Below are 17853 nucleotides of genomic sequence, written 5' to 3'. Positions count from 1 at the left end.
CCCCTGAGCCGACCCCGCCCACACCTCCGGGCCCGGTCCCGCCTCCGATTCCGAGCCCACCCCCGGAACCCTCCCCGTCGCCCATTCCCCCGGGCCCGGAGCCGGTACCGAACCCGGAGCCCGGCCCACCACTGACCTGAGCCGGGAAAACGAAAAGCGGTGGGCGGCTTGAAAACACCGCCCACCGCAACCCCGTAAGGGGCGCGGGGCTGTATCGACATGCGGCTCCGCCGCGTGGGCGCGACCAGTCCCCCACAAGGCCGCACCCGCGATACGACCGACCCCCCGAGCTCTTAGGCGGACACCTCCGACCGATCCCCGCCCCACAGCGTGTGGAACGACCCCTCCCGGTCGGTCCGCCGATACGTGTGCGCCCCGAAGAAGTCCCGCTGCCCCTGCGTGAGCGCCGCAGGCAACCGCTCGGCGCGCAGGGCGTCGTAGTAGGCGAGCGCCGCAGCGAACCCCGGCGTCGGCACCCCCTGCCGGGTCGCCGCGATGATCACCTCACGCCAGTCGTCCTGCGCGGCGGCGATCTCCTGGGCGAACGTCTCGTCCGACAGCAGGCTGGGAAGGTCGGCCCGGGCGTCGTACGCCGCGCGGATACGGTCCAGGAACGCCGCGCGAATGATGCAGCCGCCGCGCCAGATGGCCGAGACGGCACCCAGGTCGATGTCCCAGTCGTACTCCGCGCGCGCCGCGTCGATCTCGTGGAAGCCCTGCGTGTACGACACGATCTTCGACGCGTACAGCGCCTGCTCCACCCGGTCGGCGAACGCCCCCGCCTCCGCCTCGCTCAGCGGCGACGCCTTCGGCCCGGCCAGCCCACGGGACGCGTCCCGCAGCGCCGCGTGCCCGGACAGGGAGCGGGCGAAGACCGCCTCGGCGATGCCGGACACCGGCACACCCAGGTCCAGCGCGATCTGCACGGTCCACCGCCCCGTGCCCTTCTGCTCCGCCTGGTCGACCACCACGTCGACGAACGGCTTGCCCGTGGCCGCGTCCACGTGCGACAGCACCTCGGCCGTGATCTCGATCAGGTAGGAGTCCAGCCGGCCCGTGTTCCAGGTCCGGAAGATCTCCGCGATCTGCGCGGGCTCGTACCCGGCGACGTCCCGCAGCAGCTGGTACGCCTCGCCGATGAGCTGCATGTCGGCGTACTCGATGCCGTTGTGCACCATCTTCACGAAGTGCCCGGCACCGTCCGGACCGACGTGCGTCACACAGGGCGCCCCGTCCGCCGCCTTCGCCGAGATCTTCTCCAGCATGGGACCGAGAGAGTCGTACGACTCCTTCGGGCCACCCGGCATGATGCTCGGCCCGTGCAGCGCGCCCTCCTCGCCGCCCGAGACGCCCATGCCGACGAAGTGGATGCCCTGCTCGCGCAGGTCGCGCTCCCGGCGCCGGGTGTCGGCGAAGTGCGCGTTGCCACCGTCGATGATCATGTCGCCCGGCTCGAGGAGCGGTGCGAACTCCTGGATCACCGCGTCGGTCGGCTCACCGGCCTTGACCATGATGACCAGGCGCCGAGGCCGCTCCAGCGCCGCCACGAACTCCTTGGCGGTCTCGGCCGCGATGAACTCGCCCTCGCTCCCGAACTCCTCCACCAGCGCGTGCGTGCGCGCCGACGTCCGGTTGTGCACCGCGACCGTATAGCCGTTGCGGGCGAAGTTGCGGGCGAGATTGCGGCCCATGACCGCGAGACCCGTGACGCCGATCTGCGCCGAAGTGCTCATGCGTTGGCTCCTAGTGACCTCGATATAACAGCGGTGCCGGTCATGCCCGCCAGTATTGCCCCATCGTCCATCCTGACGTGCCGGAACTCCGACCGCACATCCGGGTGGCTCGATGTCGCGCAGGCAGATACGCACAGAAGGCCCCGCCGCACTCAGCCGTACCGGGCGCCGGGCAACGTGCGCCGATTCCTCGCCACTTGGCGTGAACAGGCGGCTGAATTGCCGTCTTGTCATGGCCTGTTCGCAGCGCTTACTTTTGCCCCTCCTGACGCATGTCAATGGGGGGCTCCGTCATGGCCGTACGCGGCCGGCACCGCCGGTACCAGCCGAACAGGATCAACCGCGCCTCACTCACCGTCACCGCGGGCGGCGCCGGGATGGCGCTCCCGCTCATCGGCGCAGGTGCCGCGCAGGCGGCCGACGTGGACACCTGGAACAAGGTCGCCGCGTGCGAGTCGACCAACCGGTGGCACGTCAACACCGGCAACGGCTTCTACGGCGGACTGCAGTTCGCCCAGTCGACGTGGGAGGCGTACGGCGGAACGCAGTACGCGGCGCGCGCGGATCTGGCCACCAAGGACCAGCAGATCGCCGTGGCGGAGAAGGTACTGGACGGCCAGGGGCAGGGCGCCTGGCCGCTGTGCTCGGTGCGGGCCGGGCTGACCCCGGGCGGGGACGGCGGGGACACACCCGACATCCACCCCGCCGGCACCACCACCAAGAAGACCTCGGTCCAGGACGTCCAGCCGCAGACCACACCCCAGTCGCGGGCCGGCACGGCCGAGATGTACACCGTCGTGCGCGGCGACACACTCTCGGGGATCGCCGAGTCGCAGAAGGTCAAGGGCGGTTGGCAGGGACTGTACGCCGCGAACCGGAAGGCCGTCGGAGCGGACCCGGACCTGATCCTGCCCGGTCAGCGGCTCGCACTGCGCGGCAATGCCGCCACGGCGACCCGGCCGGCCTCCCCCTCCCTCTCCCCCTCCACGTCCTCGCCCGAGAAGACCTCTTCGGACCGGCAAGCCGCTGACCGCGAAGCCGCCGGCAGGGAGAAGCAGTCCACGACGGCCAGCCGCTCGCTGGTCGCCCCGGTGAGCTCCCCCACGGGCACCCCGTACCGCAAGGCCGGTTCGTCCTGGTCGAAGGGCTACCACACCGGCGTCGACTTCCCCGTCCCGACCGGTACGTCCGTGAAGTCCGTCGGGGCCGGTCAGGTGGTCGACGCGGGGTGGGGCGGCTCCTTCGGCTACCAGGTGGTGATCCGGCACTCCGACGGCCGCTACACCCAGTACGCCCACCTCTCGGCCATCTCCGTGAAGGCCGGGCAGTCGGTGGGAGCCGGTCAGCGCATCGGCCGCTCCGGGTCCACGGGCAACAGCACGGGCCCGCATCTGCACTTCGAGGTGCGGACGGGGCCCGGTTTCGGCGCGGACATCGACCCGGTGGCCTATCTCCGGGCCGGTGGCGTCAGGATTTGACGCGGAGGCGGTGCCGGTCGAGGACTGGCGTCGGGACGTACGGGCCGCTGTAGAAGGGGCCGTAGAGGTCCGGCAGTTCGCCCTCGGCGCGCGTCGGCCCGCCATCCCCGTACGCGCTCTCCGCGACCGGGGCCGGTATGAGGATGTCCTCGATCCTGTCCGGCACGAGGAGCTCCTCCTCGCCCGGTACGAGGATCTCCTCGCGCGGCATCGCCCCGGCCTGCTCCGGAACGCCCGCGAGCAGTTCCTCGGCGTGCACCGGATCCACAGCCGGCAGCGGCGGCTCGGGCAGGGCCCGCTCGGCCTCCGCCTCCGTGCGCGCGATCCGCTCCGTCGTCAGCAGGATCAGGCCACCCGCCGCCACCACGCCGCAGCCCAGGGCGAGCAGGGTGCCCGTGGTGCCGTAGCGGAAGGTTTCGCCGAACATCGTGATGCCGACCGCGGCCGCGACGACCGGGTTCACGACCGTCAGGGTGGCCAGCGGCGCCGCGAGGCCCGCGCCCCGGTAGGCGGCCTGGGACAGACACAGACCGGCCGTGGCGAAGACGCCTATCGTGGCCAGGGCCGGCAGGTCGGCCACGGACACCCCGCCGTTCCAGTCGACCGCGACGATCTTCGTGAACACCGAGGACATGCCGAAGGCTATGCCGGACCCGGTCGCGAGCAGCATGCTGCGCACCGCCGGGTGGCGGTGGGCCGCCCGGCCCGCGATCATCAGCGTCACGACGAGTCCGCCGGTCACCAGGGCCACGCCCACCCGCTCGGCCGTGGCCAGCGACTGCGACTCGGAGGAGCCGACCAGGGACAGCAGTCCGGCGAGACCCACGGTCGCCATGATCGCGCCCCGCCAGGCCGTCGATCCGGCCTTGCGGCCCACGAACAGCGCCGCCATCGGCAGCGCGAACACGATCGTCAGGGCACCGAGCGGCTGCACCAGGCTCAGCGGACCGAACGCCAGCGCCACCACGTGCAGCAGACCGCCGAGGCCGTTCAGCGCGACCGCTGCCCACCAGCCGGGCCGACGCATCGGCGCGAACTGCTGCCCCGGGGAGGACGCCGCGACACGCTCCTGCACGATCGCCCCGCCCGCGTACGCGACCGCGGAGATGAGCGACAGGAGCACGGACAACGCGAGGGCGCTCATCGGCTGCTCCTCTGCGTGAGGCGGGGGCGGTGACCCCGGCGCGGCGATCGGTCGGCTTCCATAATCAACACGATGCCTCGAAAACCTCTTCCCGTCGTCGTACCAGAGCACGCACTGTGTCGTACTGCCGATGGAGTATTACGGCGACGGCCTCATCCCCAAGGCGGGGGACCCGGGGGGAGACCCGCAGGTGATAACCCTGACGGGCCTTGGTACTACTGCTTTTCGTGGACCTCGACCCCGATCTCGCCGCGCTCCGCCCGCTCGGCGGCTTCTTCGTACTACGCACACCAGGGACAGCACTTCGGCCACTTCCGACCCTGGCGGAGGCGTACGCGGAAACCGCATCGGATCCCCTGGGAAATCCCCAGGGAATTCCCCTGGCAGATCCCCTGGGGGTCCGCGTCCGGAAAGTCGCGAACGCCCTGCGCGCCCCCGAGTTGCGGATCGCCGCCTCCGTGGCCCAGCAGGGCCTCGCGGCCCGTCTGTGGTCGGTGACGCTCGGCTGCGCCGCCCTGTACGGCAGCGTCCCCGACCTCGACCCGCGGTTGCTGCACTGGGACCCCGACGGCAGCGCCCCCGACGACCTGTGGCTCACCGAGGTGCGCCCGCTGCCCCCGGACCCGGCGACCCTCGCCGACGTCGTCCTGCACGGACACCTTCAGCCGCTGACCGCCGCCCTGCGCACCCGGTACCGCGTCGCGGCCGGCCTGCTGTGGGGCAACGCCGGATCCGCCCTCGCGGGAGCGGCCCGGCAACTGGACCAGTGGGCACGCGCGGGCGGCCGTACGGACACCGCCGCCCGGGCCCGCGCCCTGACCGCGGAACTCCTCGGCCATCCCCTCCTCGCCGGCACCGGCACCCTCACCGGAACCGCGTTCCGGCGCCGCAGCTGTTGCCTCTACTACCGTGTGCCGGGCGGCGGCGTATGTGGTGACTGTTGCTTCACACGACCCCCGCGCTCTTCCCCACGCGCCCCATCTGGGTGACCATGAAAGGGCAACCAGCCGCTGAGAACAGGGGGTTCCGGGTGCGAGTGGGACTACTGACCCGGGAGTACCCGCCGGACGTGTACGGCGGCGCAGGCGTTCATGTCGAGTTCCTCGCCCGGGAGTTGAGGGATCTCGTCGACCTGGAGGTGCACTGCTGGGGCGAGGGCCGCGCGGTGGGCGTGCTGCGTCACCGCCCCTGGTCCGCGCTGGACACCGCCAACGACGCGCTGCGCACCTTCTCGGTGGACCTGGCCATGGCCGCCGGCCTCCAGGGCCGTGAACTCGTCCACTCCCACACCTGGTACGCCAATCTCGCCGGCCACTTCGGCAAGCTCCTGTACGGCATCCCGCATGTGATGACCGCCCACTCCCTGGAGCCCCTGCGGCCCTGGAAGGCCGAGCAACTCGGCGGCGGATACGCCCTGTCCAGCTGGGCCGAGCGCACCGCGATCGAGGCCGCCGACGCGGTGATCGCCGTCTCCGGGGCCATGCGCGAGGACATCCTCAGCTGCTATCCGACGCTGGACCCCGACCGGGTCCACATCGTGCACAACGGCATCGACACCACCCTGTACCGGCCCGACCACCGCACCGACGTCCTCGCACGCTTCGGCCTCGACGCCGACCGCCCGTACGTGCTGTTCGTCGGCCGCATCACCCGCCAGAAGGGCGTGCCCCATCTGCTGCGCGCGGTACGGAACATCGACCCGGCCGCGCAGGTCGTCCTGTGCGCCGGCGCACCCGACACCCCCGAGATCGACCAGGAGTTCCGCGACCTCTACCAGGAGCTCAGCCAGGTCCGTGAGGGCGTGCACTGGATCCCGCAGATGCTGCCGCGCCCGGAAGTGATCCAACTCCTCACGCACGCCGCCGCGTTCGTCTGCCCCTCGGTGTACGAACCCCTCGGCATCGTCAACCTGGAGGCGATGGCCTGCGGAACCCCCGTGGTGGCCTCGCACGTCGGCGGCATTCCCGAGGTCGTCGACGACGGCAAGACGGGCCTGCTCGTCCCGCTGGACGACGACTTCGAGGCTTTCGAGGCAGGACTCGCGCGGGCGCTGGACTCGGTGATCGGCGACCCGGAGACCGCCCGCCGGATGGGCGAGGCCGGACGGGAGCGCGCCGTGGGGGAGTTCGGCTGGGACGCGGTGGCGCGGCGGACGGTCCGGCTCTACGGGGAGATCCTCAAACAGGCTTAGCGCGCGCTACACAGGGGCAGGCTGGCATCAACCACGGTGAGGGGAGCGGCCATGCGTCGTGGCGGACCTTCGGTGCTCGGAATCGTACTGGCGGGCGGAGAAGGCAAGCGCCTGATGCCCCTGACCGCGGACCGCGCGAAACCCGCGGTCACCTTCGGAGGAACGTATCGCCTCGTCGACTTCGTCCTCTCCAACCTCGTCAATGCCGACATCCTGCGCATCTGCGTCCTCACGCAGTACAAGTCGCACTCGCTGGACCGGCACATCACCACGACCTGGCGCATGTCCAGCCTGCTCGGCAACTACGTCACCCCGGTCCCGGCCCAGCAGCGGCTCGGCCCGCGCTGGTACCTGGGCAGCGCGGACGCGATCCTGCAGTCCCTGAACCTCATCTACGACGAACGCCCCGAGTACGTCGCGGTGTTCGGCGCCGACCACGTGTACCGCATGGACCCGCGCCAGATGCTCGCCCAGCACATCGAGGCGGGCGCGGGCGTGACGGTGGCGGGCATCCGCGTGCCGCGGGGCGAATCGTCGTCCTTCGGCGTGATCAGCCCCGGCTCGGACGGCCTGACCGTGGAGCGCTTTCTGGAGAAGCCCGCCGACCCGCCCGGCCTCCCGGACGACCCGGAGACCGTCTTCGCCTCGATGGGCAACTACATCTTCACCACCAAGACCCTCGTCGAGACGCTCCAGCGGGACGCCGAGGACGAGAACTCCGTGCACGACATGGGCGGTTCGATCCTGCCCCAGCTCACCGACCGGGGCGAGGCCCAGCTCTACGACTTCAGCGCCAACCACGTCCCCGGCGAGACCAACCGCGACCGGGGCTACTGGCGGGACGTCGGCACCCTGGACGCGTACTACGACGCCCACATGGACCTCATCGCCGAGCGCCCCGCCTTCAACCTCTACAACCGTCAGTGGCCCATTTACACCCACTCCAACCAGCTCTCCCCGGCCCGCTTCAACGCGGGCGGCATGGCCAGCGAGTCCATCATCAGCGCCGGCTGCCTCATACGCGGGCAGGTCACGCGGTCCGTGCTGTCGCCGGGAGTGGTGGTCGACCCCGGTGCGGTGGTGCAGGGGGCGGTACTGCACGACAACGTGCGCATCGGGCGGGGCGCGGTGGTGCGAGGCGCCGTACTCGACAAGAACGTCGAGGTGCCCCCGGGCGCGACGATCGGCGTCAACCCGGAGCGGGACGCGGAGCTGTACACCGTCTCCAAGGGGGGCGTGATCGCGCTGGGGAAGGGGCAGCGGGTGTCGTAGGGGCGGCCGGTCACCCCCGCGGGTTTCGGTGGTCATTTCGTCCTATGCTGGTAATTGCCCCACAAGTCGGGGGTAGCCGTGGGGCTGAAAGAGCGCCGTTAGCCCCAGGAGGTGATGGGAGTGACCACCACTCCCCGACCGACGATGGAGACCCATCCGGACATCGTCGAAATGCGAGACCGTCACGAGAGGGCGGAGCGCGCCACGACCACACTGGGTGTGCAGGCCATAGAAGCGTTGGCAGTGCTCACGGGTGCGTACATCGCCATCTCTCCCTGGGTCGTCGGGTTCAACAACCTGCAGACCCTGACCGTCAACAACCTGATCGTAGGTATCGCCTACGCGCTGCTCATGAGCGGTGGCTTCGGCCGGGCTTATGAACGGACGCACAGCATGGCGTGGGCCGGCTGTGCACTCGGACTGTGGACGATCATTTCGCAGTGGGTGGTCGCGGGGAACGTCGACACCACGAAGTCCGTGGTCAACAACGCCCTCGTGGGCGCGTTCGCCCTCGTGCTGGGCATCGCTGCCAGCGTCGTGGCGGCGGTCGGCGCACGCCGACCGCGTGGTCGGCGGGCCGCACCGTACCAAGCCGCCCCGTACCAAGGTGAGCAAGCCGCGCCGTACGAAGGAGGCCAGGGTTCCTGAGGCCCGGCAACCGTTCCTGCCTCTGTCGCACACGAGGGTTGTATGACGCCTCCCGGGTGACACCCACGGGATGCCCGGTGCCGCTACCCGTGCTGCACTGACCTCATATGCACCATGAGTCCCGCCCCTTTCGCAAGGGGTGGGACTTAATCTGCTGTTAACTGTGCGTAGCTTGATCGTACTTGACCGTAATCGCTTCAGGGCGATTGACTGCTGATCCACCCGTCGTCGACGCGAGGCAAGCCATTGACTTCTGACCTGCTCGCACCTCTCGACCTGGCGTTCTGGAACATCGAGTCCGCCGAACATCCCATGCACCTGGGCGCGCTCGGCGTGTTCGCGGCGCACTCGCCCACCGCGGGCGCCCACGCGGCCGACCTGCTCGCGGCCCGCGCCGCCGCGGTGCCGGGACTGCGGATGCGCATCCGTGACGCCTGGCAGCCGCTGGACCTCCTCCAGCCGTTCTCGTTCGGTGGTGCGGCCCGCGAGCCGGCGCCGGACTTCGACCCCCTGAACCATGTCCGGCTGCACGCCCCGACCGCCGACTTCCAGGCGGTGGCGGGCCGGCTCATGGAGCGCCCGCTGGAGCGCGGCCGGCCGCCGTGGGAGGCGCATGTGCTGCCGGGGGAGGACGGCGTGTCCTTCGCCGTGCTGTTCAAGTTCCACCACGCCCTCGCCGACGGGCTGCGGGCGCTGACCCTCGCCGCCGCCGTGCTGGACCCGATGGACCTGCCCGCGCGGCGGCCCCGCCCCGAGGAGCCCCGGCGCGGTCTCCTTCCGGAGGTGCGCAAGCTGCCGGGGCTGCTGCGCGGCGCCGTGTCCGACGTGGGCCGGGCCCTTGACATCGGCGCCTCCGTCGCCGTGTCCACCCTGGGCGTGCGCTCGTCGTCCGCGCTGACCGCGGAGCCGAGCGGCACCCGCCGTACCGCCGGAGTCGTGGTCGACATCGACGACGTCCACGTGATCCGCAAGGCCGTCGGCGGCACCGTCAACGACGTCCTCATCGCGGTCGTCGCGGGCGCCCTGCGCCGCTGGCTCGACGCACGCGGCGACGGCAGCGAAGGCGTCGCGCCCCGCGCCCTGATCCCCGTCTCCAAGCGCCGCCCGCGCACCGCGCACCCGCAGGGCAACCGGCTCTCCGGCTACTTGATACGGCTTCCGGTCGACGACCCCGACCCGCTGCGCCGCCTGGCCACGGTCCGTACCGCCATGGACCGCAACAAGGACGCCGGCCCCAACCGGGGCGCCGGCGCCGTCGCCCTGCTCGCCGATCACGTGCCGGCGCTCGGCCACCGGCTCGGCGGACCGCTGGTCGGCCAGGCCGCCCGGCTCTGGTTCGACATCCTGGTCACCAGCGTGCCGCTGCCCGGCATCGCCCTGAAGCTCGGCGGCCACCCGGTCACCGAGGTCTACCCCTTCGCCCCGCTGGCGCGAGGCCAGTCCCTCGCGGTGGCCATCTCGACGTACCGCGGACGCGTCCACTACGGCCTCGTCGCCGACGCCGAGGCCGTACCGGACCTCGACGTCCTCGCCCATGCCCTGTCCGAGGAGGTAGCGGCGCTGATCACCGCCTGCGCTCCCTGAGCCCTCTTTCCCCTGGCCCGTCCGCCGGTTTTTGGAGGACCGGCCCGGTGCTCCGTACAATTCCCCGTTCGAAAGCGGACGCGGTCGGAGCGCCGCGCGGGTGATCAGGGAAACGGCAGCGCGATGACGGTGACAGAGGAAGGCTCGGCCACGACGGACGAGGTCGTGCGCGAGCCCGGTGACGAGGTCGAGAACGGCCCTGGCATCGACCCCGAGCGACTGGCCGTCTGCCTCGGCGTGCTCGAGGAACTCGACAAGCTGGAGGTCGACCACCCCGACGCAATCGCCGTGCGCCGGGCCACCGCGGGCGTCTACCGCACCGTCAAGCAGCGCCGCCGTCAGGAGCGCCGGGCCGCCAAGACCGCGCACGACAAGGCGGTCACGGAGGCCACGGCGACCGGCTCCGCCCAGCGCATCGACGACGAGACGGAGGGCATCCTCCCGTCGTCGGCGACCGAGGAGGGCAGGGTCGCGGGGATACTCCAGCGCCCGCGCTCCTGCTACACCTGCAAGACCCGGTACGTGGAAGTCGACTACTTCTACCACCAGCTCTGTCCGGACTGCGCCCGCCTGAACCGCGGCAAGCGCGACGCCCGCGCCGACCTCACCGGCAAGCGCGCCCTGCTCACCGGCGGCCGCGCCAAGATCGGCATGTACATCGCGCTGCGGCTGCTGCGCGACGGCGCGCACACGACGATCACCACGCGCTTCCCCAAGGACGCCATCCGCCGCTTCAAGGCCATGGACGACTCGGCTGACTGGATGCACCGCCTGGAGGTCGTCGGCATCGACCTGCGCGACCCGGCCCAGGCCGTGGCCCTCGCCGACCAGGTCGCCGAGGCGGGCCCGCTCGACATCCTGATCAACAACGCGACGCAGACCGTCCGCCGCCTGCCGTCCGCCTACACCGCCCTGGTCGAGGGCGAGAGCGCCCCGCTGCCCGCCGGCGAGCTGCCCGCCCACCACGTCATCGGTGCCTTCGGCTCCGGCGCGGTCGACGGCCTGGCCGCGCTGCCCGTCGGCATCAGCGGCCTCGACGCCCAGCAGGTCGCCGACCTCGCCCTGGTGGCGGGCAACGCCAGCGTCGCCCGCCACCTCGACGGCACCGCCATCGACGCGGGCGGCCTCGTGCCCGACGTCGTCGACACCAACACCTGGGTGCAGACCATCGAGCAGATCTCCCCGGTGGAGCTCCTCGAGACGCAGCTGTGCAACTACACGGCGCCGTTCATCCTGATCAGCAAGCTCCGCCCGGCCATGGCCGACGCCGCCGGGAAGGCGACGAGCGGACGTGCGTACGTCGTGAACGTCTCCGCGATGGAGGGCGTCTTCGGCCGCGGCTACAAGGGCGCGGGCCACCCGAACACCAACGCCGCCAAGGCCGCGATGAACATGGTCACCCGGACCAGTGCCCAGGAGATGTTCCAGACCGACGGCATCCTCATGACCTCGGTCGACACCGGCTGGATCACCGACGAGCGCCCCCACTTCGACAAGCTGCGTCTCGCCGAGGAGGGCTTCCACGCCCCCCTCGACCTGGTCGACGGCGCGGCGCGGGTCTACGACCCGGTCGTGCGGGGTGAGGCGGGCGACGACGTGTACGGCGTCTTTCTGAAGGACTACGCGCCGGGTAAGTGGTAGGGCCCCCGCGGCGGTCGGATTCAGCCGAGTTCGGGTGCGTCGACGCCGTCCGGCGCATGTGACCGCAGCCGCTCGTGCACCCCGTAGGGTCCGGCGGCATACGCGGCCCGCACCCGCGTCCCGCCGTCCACCAGCAGGTCCGCCCCGGTCACCCACTGAGCGGCATCCGACGCCAGCCACACCACCGCCCGCGCCACGTCCTCCGGCTCCCCGATCCGCCCGAGCGGCAGCCCGGCTGCCACCTCTGCCTCGCCCGGCTCCCACACGAACCGCGCCATCTCGGTGCGGACGAGCCCGGGGGAGACGGAGTTGACCCGTACCTTCGGGGCCAGCTCGCCCGCGAGCTGCTGGGTCAGGTGGGCGAGGGCCGCCTTGCTGGTGCCGTACGCCCCGATGTTGGGGCCGACATGGGCGGCGCCCTCCGTGCAGACGTTGACCACCGCGCCGCCGTGCTCGCCCATCCAGGCCCGCCAGGCGCACTGCACGAGCCGCAGGGGCGCCTCGACGTTCACGGCGAACGCCTCGCGCCAGGCCCGCGGATCGACGTCCATGAGGGGGCCGTACGGCAGGTTCGTGGCCGCGTTGTTCACCAGGACGTCGATCCGGCCGAACTCGCGCAGGGCGAGGTCCACGACCGCCCGCAGATGGTCCGGCTCGGCCACACTGCCGGCGACCCCGACGCCGCCCAGCTCGGCAGCCGTCCGCCGCACCTCGCCCGCGTCCCGCGCGGTCACGCACACCAGCGCTCCGGCGGCGGCCAGTTGCCGGGCGACGGCGTGCCCGATGCCGCGCGTGGCGCCGGTGACGACGGCGGCCCTGCCCTGAAGTCCGTACGACGACGTCATCGCCGTACCGTCTCATGACGGGTCGTCAGTCGACAGCCCCGAGCCGCGAGTTCCGCGCCGCCACCAGCTCCAGCACCGTGCGCCAGTCCTCCAGGACCCCGGCGTCGAACTCGGCGCCGCGGCCCTCCTCGTCGGCCTGGCGCAGGCGGATCAGGTCGTCGTCGGCGGAGTCGAAGGCGCGGCACTGGTCGCGGACGAGGCGGGAGACCCGTTCGCCGAGAAGCGGCCGTACCGCGTCCGCCGCGCAGTCGCAGTGGCGGCTCACGTCGCCGGAGCCCAGCAGCGGGCCGATGGCATGAACGAGCCCCGCGACCTGGAGCTCCTTGTCGGCGGGGCGGACGCGGCGCAGCAGAGCGGCGGTCTGCAGCGCGTGTTGGTGAAGATCGACTCTGGTGCGCCCGAGGCCCGGGGCGTCCCGGGTGCCCCGGCAGGCGTACAGCAGATCCATCAGCTCTTCGACACTGCGCAGCTCCATGCGTCAGTCCTCCCGCCGGACAAGCCGTTGCCGTACGGCAGCAGATCATGGCCGCCTTGCGAATCGGCCAACGGCACTTGAACTGCGCGGCGTGCGCAAGGCGCGCTCCGGGCCTCAAGATGATGTTGAGCCGAACGAGTGATTGTGAATGGTGCATTCCGTAACAAACGCGTGAATAAGAAGGCTGATAAATGCCGTTTGACTCCAGATAGTTACACCTTGTTTGCAGCCCCATCGAGCGGGTACCCGCTCATTTGGTTAATCTGTAGTGGACGGACAGCGCTACAGGGTCCCAACCCACACCCACGGTCCGTCCCGGGACAAGCCGGTGCACAACGGCCTGCCTTGCACACCAGTTACCGGCGCCACCGCGTCCGAGCCGACTTTGAGATAAGACCCGAGCGGGCGTCAGGTACCGGACCGCAGACTGGCCGGCCCGCCCCGAGGGTGATCCGACACAGAAGGAGTGCGCGGTGACACCTGAGAAGACGAATCGCGAACAGCGCCCCAAGGAACGCACGGAGCGTGCGGGCGGCCGGTCCGAGGAGATCGGCAGTCTCGATGTGTGGGCCAGGTCCGCCCCCATCCGCTTGGCGGGCTACGAGGACGACCTCGCCGAGCCCCACATCCTGCCCAGCGTCGACTGACGGGGCAGAACCCTTTTCGCGATCGCCGACCGCATGGGCGTGCGAGACTCACGCCCATGCTGATCAGAGAAGCCGCGGCCGACGACTGGCCGCGGATTTGGCCTTTTTGGCGCCGGATCGTCGCCGCCGGCGAAACCTACGCGTGGGATCCGGACACCTCCGAGGACGCGGGCCGGGCTCTGTGGATGGGCCCGGCCAAACGCGTCTACGTCGTTGAGGACGACGGGGGAACAGTCGTCGCCTCCGCCTACGTCACCCCCAACTACGGGGGCCCCGCCGCCCGGATCGCCAACGCCGGCTTCATGGTCGACCCCGACTGCGGTGGCCGCGGCATCGGTCGCGCCCTCGCCGAGCACATCCTGGCCGCGGCCAAGGCGGACGGCTACCGGGGCATGGTCTTCAACGCCGTCGTGGAGACGAACCCGGCCGTCGCTCTGTGGACCTCCCTCGGCTTCACGATTCTCGGCACGGTTCCGGACGCGTACGAACATCCCAGGCATGGGCGCGTGGGTCTGCACATCATGTACCGAGCGCTTTAGCCGACCGCCTTCATGCCCTCCCAGCTTGCCTAAAAGGCTTAGGTAAATGCATAATCGCTTCTGGCGAATGGGAGGACGGTTGTGGCACGCGTAGGACTGACCACGGAGCGCCTGGTCCGGGCAGGTGCGGAGCTGGCCGACGAGGTCGGCTTCGAGCAGGTGACCGTGTCGGAGCTCGCCCGGCGCTTCGACGTCAAGGTCGCGAGCCTGTACTCGCATGTGAAGAACTCCCAGGACCTCAAGACGCGCATCGCCCTGTTCGCGCTGGAGGAACTGGCCGACCGGGCCGCCGACGCCATCGCCGGGCGGGCCGGCAAGGACGCCCTGGTCGCCTTCGCCGACGTCTACCGCGACTACGGCCGCGAGCACCCCGGCCGCGCCGCCGCCGCGCGGATGCGGCTCGACCCGGAGACGGCGGCCGCCAGTGCGGGCGTCCGGCACTCGCAGATGACACGGGCGATCCTGCGCGGCTACGACCTGACGGAGCCGGACGCCACGCACGCCGTACGGCTGCTGGGCAGCGTCTTCCACGGCTACTCCAGCCTGGAGACGGCGGGCGGCTTCAGCCACAGCGCCCCCGACTCCGAGGAGACCTGGACCCGGATCCTGGACGCCCTCGACGCCCTGCTGCGGAACTGGCCGACCTAGGCCCTGTCGTCAAATTCCCGTCTGCCGCGCGGCGTCTGGCTCCTCCCCCACGCTCGAACCGGCTTCGCTCGGCTCGCGCGGGGGCACCCCCATCGAGGGCGGCTCCGGCGCCTTGCGATCGCACGCACCAGACGCCGCGCGGCCCGCCCTCCGGGCGGACGACGGGAATTTGACGACAGGGCCTATCCCACCCCCTGACCGACAGGCTGAGGACATGGACACCGAGCACGACTGGATCACCACGCCCGTCACCGCCGACCTCCTGCGCGGCGCCCTCGACGTCGAGCACACCGAGCACGGCGTCCTGCCGCACCGGCTGCCCGCCCGGGCGCGCGCTCAGAACACCGACGGGCAGCTGGCCATGGCCGAGTCACAGCCCTCCGGCGTACGGCTGGCCTTCCGCACCCGGGCGACCGCCGTCGAACTGGACACGCTGCCCACCAAACGGACCTATGTCGGCGCCCCGCCCCGACCGCACGGTGTATACGACCTGATCGTGGACGGTCGCCGGGCGGGGCAGGGCAGCGTCGCCGACGGAAACGTCGTGACCGTCGACATGATGGCCGGGACCGCCGAACAGCGGCCCGGCCGGCCCGGCACCCTCCGGTTCACCGGGCTGCCCGACGGCGACAAGGACGTCGAGATCTGGCTGCCGCACAACGAGACCACCGAACTGATCGCCCTGCGCACCGACGCCCCCGTCGAGCCCGCGCGGGGCCCGGGCCGCAGGGTGTGGCTGCACCACGGGAGTTCGATCAGCCACGGCTCCGACGCCGCGAGCCCCACCGGCATCTGGCCCGCGCTCGCCGCCACGCTCGGCGGCGTGGAGCTGATCAACCTCGGGCTGGCCGGGAGCGCCCTGCTCGACCCGTTCACCGCCCGTACCCTGCGCGACACCCCCGCCGACCTCATCAGCGTCAAGATCGGCATCAACCTGGTCAACCTGGACCTGATGCGGCTGCGCGCCTTCGGCCCCGCGGTCCACGGCTTCCTCGACACCGTCCGGGAAGGGCACCCGACGACACCGCTGCTGGTGGTGTCGCCCATCCTGTGCCCGATCCACGAGGATACGCCCGGCCCCTGCGCCCCCGACTTCACCGGTCTCGCGAAGGGACAGCTGCGGTTCGTCGCCATGGGCGACCCGGCGGAACGCGCGAGCGGGAAGCTGACGCTGGGCGTCATCCGGGACGAGCTGTCCCGCATCGTCAAGCAGCGGGCGGCCGACGACCCGAACCTGCACTACCTCGACGGCCGTGAGCTCTACGGCGAGACCGACTCCGCCGAACTGCCCCTGCCCGACCAGCTCCACCCCGACGCCGCCACCCACCGCCGCATCGGAGAACGCTTCGCGCGGCTGGCGTTCACGGCCGACGGGCCCTTCGTAGCGACGGACTAGTTCCGTCAACGGTCCGCTGACACCGATGAGTGCGGGGCATACCCCCTGGGGAACCGCTCTGCCGGATTCTGCGTGATGTCCTGACGTGCTGTCGGCTGGTGGTGGGCGAGTGAAGGGGGACCGGGTGAGGGTTCGGGTGCGGGCGATGGTGGGCGTGGCGGTGTCGGCTTCTGTGGCGCTGGTGGCGTGCGGTCCGGAGAAACCGAAGGAGTACACGGGCGCGGACCCCTCGCAGGCCTCCGCGGCCGAGGCCGCTCGGTTCGCGCCGCTGGTGCGGTTCGCCAAGAAGGAGTCGCTGATGCCGATGGACGCGACGCGATTCATCGAGCGGTCCGTGCTGCGCTTCGACCACGAAGGATTCTGCCGCGACGAGGAGCCGGTGGCCGACCCGGTCGACCCCCTGCTGTTGGGCCTGCGTACCAAAGAGCCCTACCGCCACCGGCGTCTGGAGCTGGGGAAACCGTCGTCCAAGCCCATGTCCTGCCCGGGGCACGGGGAAAAGGAACTCCCCACGACCGAAGTCGGCGCCGGCTTCTATCTCGACCCGCCGACGGAGGTGCACAAGGGCGAAGGCACCGGCGCGCCGGTCTACTGGGAGCACCACAAGCACAAGACCGACCCCACGCGCACGGCGTACGTGTACTGGTTCTTCTACGCCTACAACAACATGCCCGCGGTCAACAAGCACGAGGGTGACTGGGAGCGCGTCGCCGTGCAACTGCGTGACGGCAAGCCGGAGGCGGTGACGTTCGCCAAGCACGGCAAAAGTCAGTGCAGCGTGAAGTGGCCGGACCTCGACCCGCGCGGCGGGCATCCGACGGTGTACTCGGCGCGTGGTTCACACGCCTCCTATCCGACTGCCGGCTACCACCGGGTGGATGTCGCACTCGACCGGACCTCGAAGGACGGCGTCGAGTGGCAGACGTGGAACAACATCCGGCCCGTCGACCGCGAACCCTGGTGGGGATACGGCGGGTGGTGGGGTCCGCAGCTCCATGTGAAGGGGTTCAACGGGCCGATGGGCCCGTACCCGCAGCGTCAACTGCCAGGCGTGTTCACCGACGAACCCTGCGGCGGTGCTGACAAGCCGCCGGCGGATCCGTCCGGGGAGCAGCCCGCGCCCAAGACGAAGGAGGGGGCGATCCAGCGGTACGAGCAGTACCTCCACGCCCTGGGCCGGGAGGACATCGACACGGTCTGCGAGGTGGCCGGGCCCGCGGCGAAGAAGGCCCAGGACCAAGGGTTCGGTCCGTGCACTTCGACGTACGCTGTCGTGTTCCAGATGATCTCGCCGGCGCAGAAGAAGGCTCTGCAGACCGCGACGGTCGACCCGCAGCGCGTCGTCGTGCGCTCGCCCGAAAGCATCGAGATGCCGGTCGAGGCGGTCAGGTCCTCCGCCACCTTCTCCGAGAGCGACCTCGGCAGCTACACCCTGGAGTACATCAAGGACAAGTGGTACATCACCGACTGAAGCCAGCCCCGGCGTACCGGGGCCCAGGAGACACGCCCTAATCCCAATGCCGTTGTTTTAGTTGCGGGCGTACGCTGCTGCGTAGTGCTTCCCGGGGGGTGGTGCGGGTGTCTGCGGATGTCGGCGAGTTATCGGGGCTGG

The 17853-nt window shown here is 70.9% G+C and carries 16 protein-coding genes; 12 read left to right on the top strand and 4 right to left on the bottom strand.

From position 1 onward, the window contains the following. Window positions 1–293: 293 nt before the first annotated feature. Entirely contained in the window at window positions 294–1733 is a 1440-nt protein-coding gene (gene gndA / locus ADL12_RS12945) for an NADP-dependent phosphogluconate dehydrogenase (protein WP_062701759.1), read from the bottom strand. Window positions 1734–2026: 293 nt separating this feature from the next. Between gndA and ADL12_RS12940 the strand changes: the two genes are divergently transcribed. After that, a complete protein-coding gene (locus tag ADL12_RS12940) occupies window positions 2027–3211 on the top strand; it encodes a peptidoglycan DD-metalloendopeptidase family protein (protein ID WP_062701761.1) in 1185 nt (394 codons plus the stop codon). On the opposite strand, the gene ADL12_RS12935 is transcribed toward ADL12_RS12940, so the two are convergent. After that, window positions 3201–4355 (bottom strand): DMT family transporter, encoded by a 1155-nt coding sequence (locus tag ADL12_RS12935; protein ID WP_062701756.1) that lies wholly within the window; start codon window positions 4353–4355, stop codon window positions 3201–3203. The genes ADL12_RS12940 and ADL12_RS12935 overlap by 11 nt on opposite strands. Before the next feature lie 209 nt (window positions 4356–4564). On the opposite strand from ADL12_RS12935, the gene ADL12_RS12930 reads away from it, so the two are divergent. From ADL12_RS12930 to ADL12_RS12905, 6 genes are all read left to right on the top strand, one after another. Further along, the gene (locus tag ADL12_RS12930; protein WP_079052005.1) at window positions 4565–5344 is read left to right on the top strand and encodes a (2Fe-2S)-binding protein; all 780 of its coding nucleotides are present in this window, start codon (window positions 4565–4567) and stop codon (window positions 5342–5344) included. A gap of 41 nt (window positions 5345–5385) precedes the next feature. Continuing rightward, on the top strand, window positions 5386–6546 hold the full coding sequence (glgA, locus tag ADL12_RS12925; protein ID WP_062701752.1) for a glycogen synthase: 1161 nt from the start codon (window positions 5386–5388) through the stop codon (window positions 6544–6546). A 51-nt stretch (window positions 6547–6597) separates the two neighbouring features. Next, the gene (glgC, locus tag ADL12_RS12920) at window positions 6598–7818 is read left to right on the top strand and encodes a glucose-1-phosphate adenylyltransferase (protein ID WP_062701751.1); all 1221 of its coding nucleotides are present in this window, start codon (window positions 6598–6600) and stop codon (window positions 7816–7818) included. A 144-nt stretch (window positions 7819–7962) separates the two neighbouring features. Next, complete coding sequence (locus ADL12_RS12915; protein ID WP_062701748.1) at window positions 7963–8466, top strand: SPW repeat protein; 504 nt, start codon at window positions 7963–7965, stop codon at window positions 8464–8466. A gap of 246 nt (window positions 8467–8712) precedes the next feature. Continuing rightward, a complete protein-coding gene (locus tag ADL12_RS12910; RefSeq protein ID WP_062701746.1) occupies window positions 8713–10050 on the top strand; it encodes a wax ester/triacylglycerol synthase family O-acyltransferase in 1338 nt (445 codons plus the stop codon). 123 nt (window positions 10051–10173) lie between these two features. Beyond that, on the top strand, window positions 10174–11691 hold the full coding sequence (locus ADL12_RS12905; protein ID WP_062701744.1) for an SDR family NAD(P)-dependent oxidoreductase: 1518 nt from the start codon (window positions 10174–10176) through the stop codon (window positions 11689–11691). A 20-nt stretch (window positions 11692–11711) separates the two neighbouring features. On the opposite strand, the gene ADL12_RS12900 is transcribed toward ADL12_RS12905, so the two are convergent. After that, window positions 11712–12536, bottom strand: coding sequence for an SDR family oxidoreductase (locus tag ADL12_RS12900; protein ID WP_062701742.1), 825 nt, complete (start codon window positions 12534–12536; stop codon window positions 11712–11714). 25 nt (window positions 12537–12561) lie between these two features. Continuing rightward, window positions 12562–13011 carry an HD domain-containing protein gene (locus tag ADL12_RS12895; protein WP_062701740.1) on the bottom strand — a complete coding sequence of 150 codons (450 nt, stop codon included), beginning with the start codon at window positions 13009–13011 and terminating at the stop codon, window positions 12562–12564. Between the two features lie 473 nt (window positions 13012–13484). Here ADL12_RS12895 and ADL12_RS54945 point away from each other — a divergent pair, with 473 nt between their 5' ends. The 5 genes from ADL12_RS54945 (at window position 13485) to ADL12_RS12875 (ending at window position 17712) form a co-directional block, all read left to right on the top strand. Beyond that, entirely contained in the window at window positions 13485–13658 is a 174-nt protein-coding gene (locus ADL12_RS54945; RefSeq protein WP_167364403.1) for a hypothetical protein, read from the top strand. 56 nt (window positions 13659–13714) lie between these two features. Further along, window positions 13715–14197 carry a GNAT family N-acetyltransferase gene (locus ADL12_RS12890; protein WP_062701738.1) on the top strand — a complete coding sequence of 161 codons (483 nt, stop codon included), beginning with the start codon at window positions 13715–13717 and terminating at the stop codon, window positions 14195–14197. A gap of 81 nt (window positions 14198–14278) precedes the next feature. After that, window positions 14279–14845, top strand: coding sequence for a TetR/AcrR family transcriptional regulator (locus tag ADL12_RS12885; protein ID WP_062701736.1), 567 nt, complete (start codon window positions 14279–14281; stop codon window positions 14843–14845). 214 nt (window positions 14846–15059) lie between these two features. Next, window positions 15060–16241 (top strand): GDSL-type esterase/lipase family protein, encoded by a 1182-nt coding sequence (locus tag ADL12_RS12880; RefSeq protein WP_062701734.1) that lies wholly within the window; start codon window positions 15060–15062, stop codon window positions 16239–16241. A 124-nt stretch (window positions 16242–16365) separates the two neighbouring features. Further along, a complete protein-coding gene (locus ADL12_RS12875) occupies window positions 16366–17712 on the top strand; it encodes a hypothetical protein (RefSeq protein ID WP_279617140.1) in 1347 nt (448 codons plus the stop codon). Window positions 17713–17853: the final 141 nt, after the last annotated feature.

Origin of the sequence: Streptomyces regalis (assembly GCF_001509475.1) — a bacterium.
GTDB lineage: Bacteria > Actinomycetota > Actinomycetes > Streptomycetales > Streptomycetaceae > Streptomyces > Streptomyces regalis.
The sequence above is the reverse complement of the archived record's forward strand: the minus strand, read 5'-3'. Positions and strand labels throughout refer to the sequence as shown.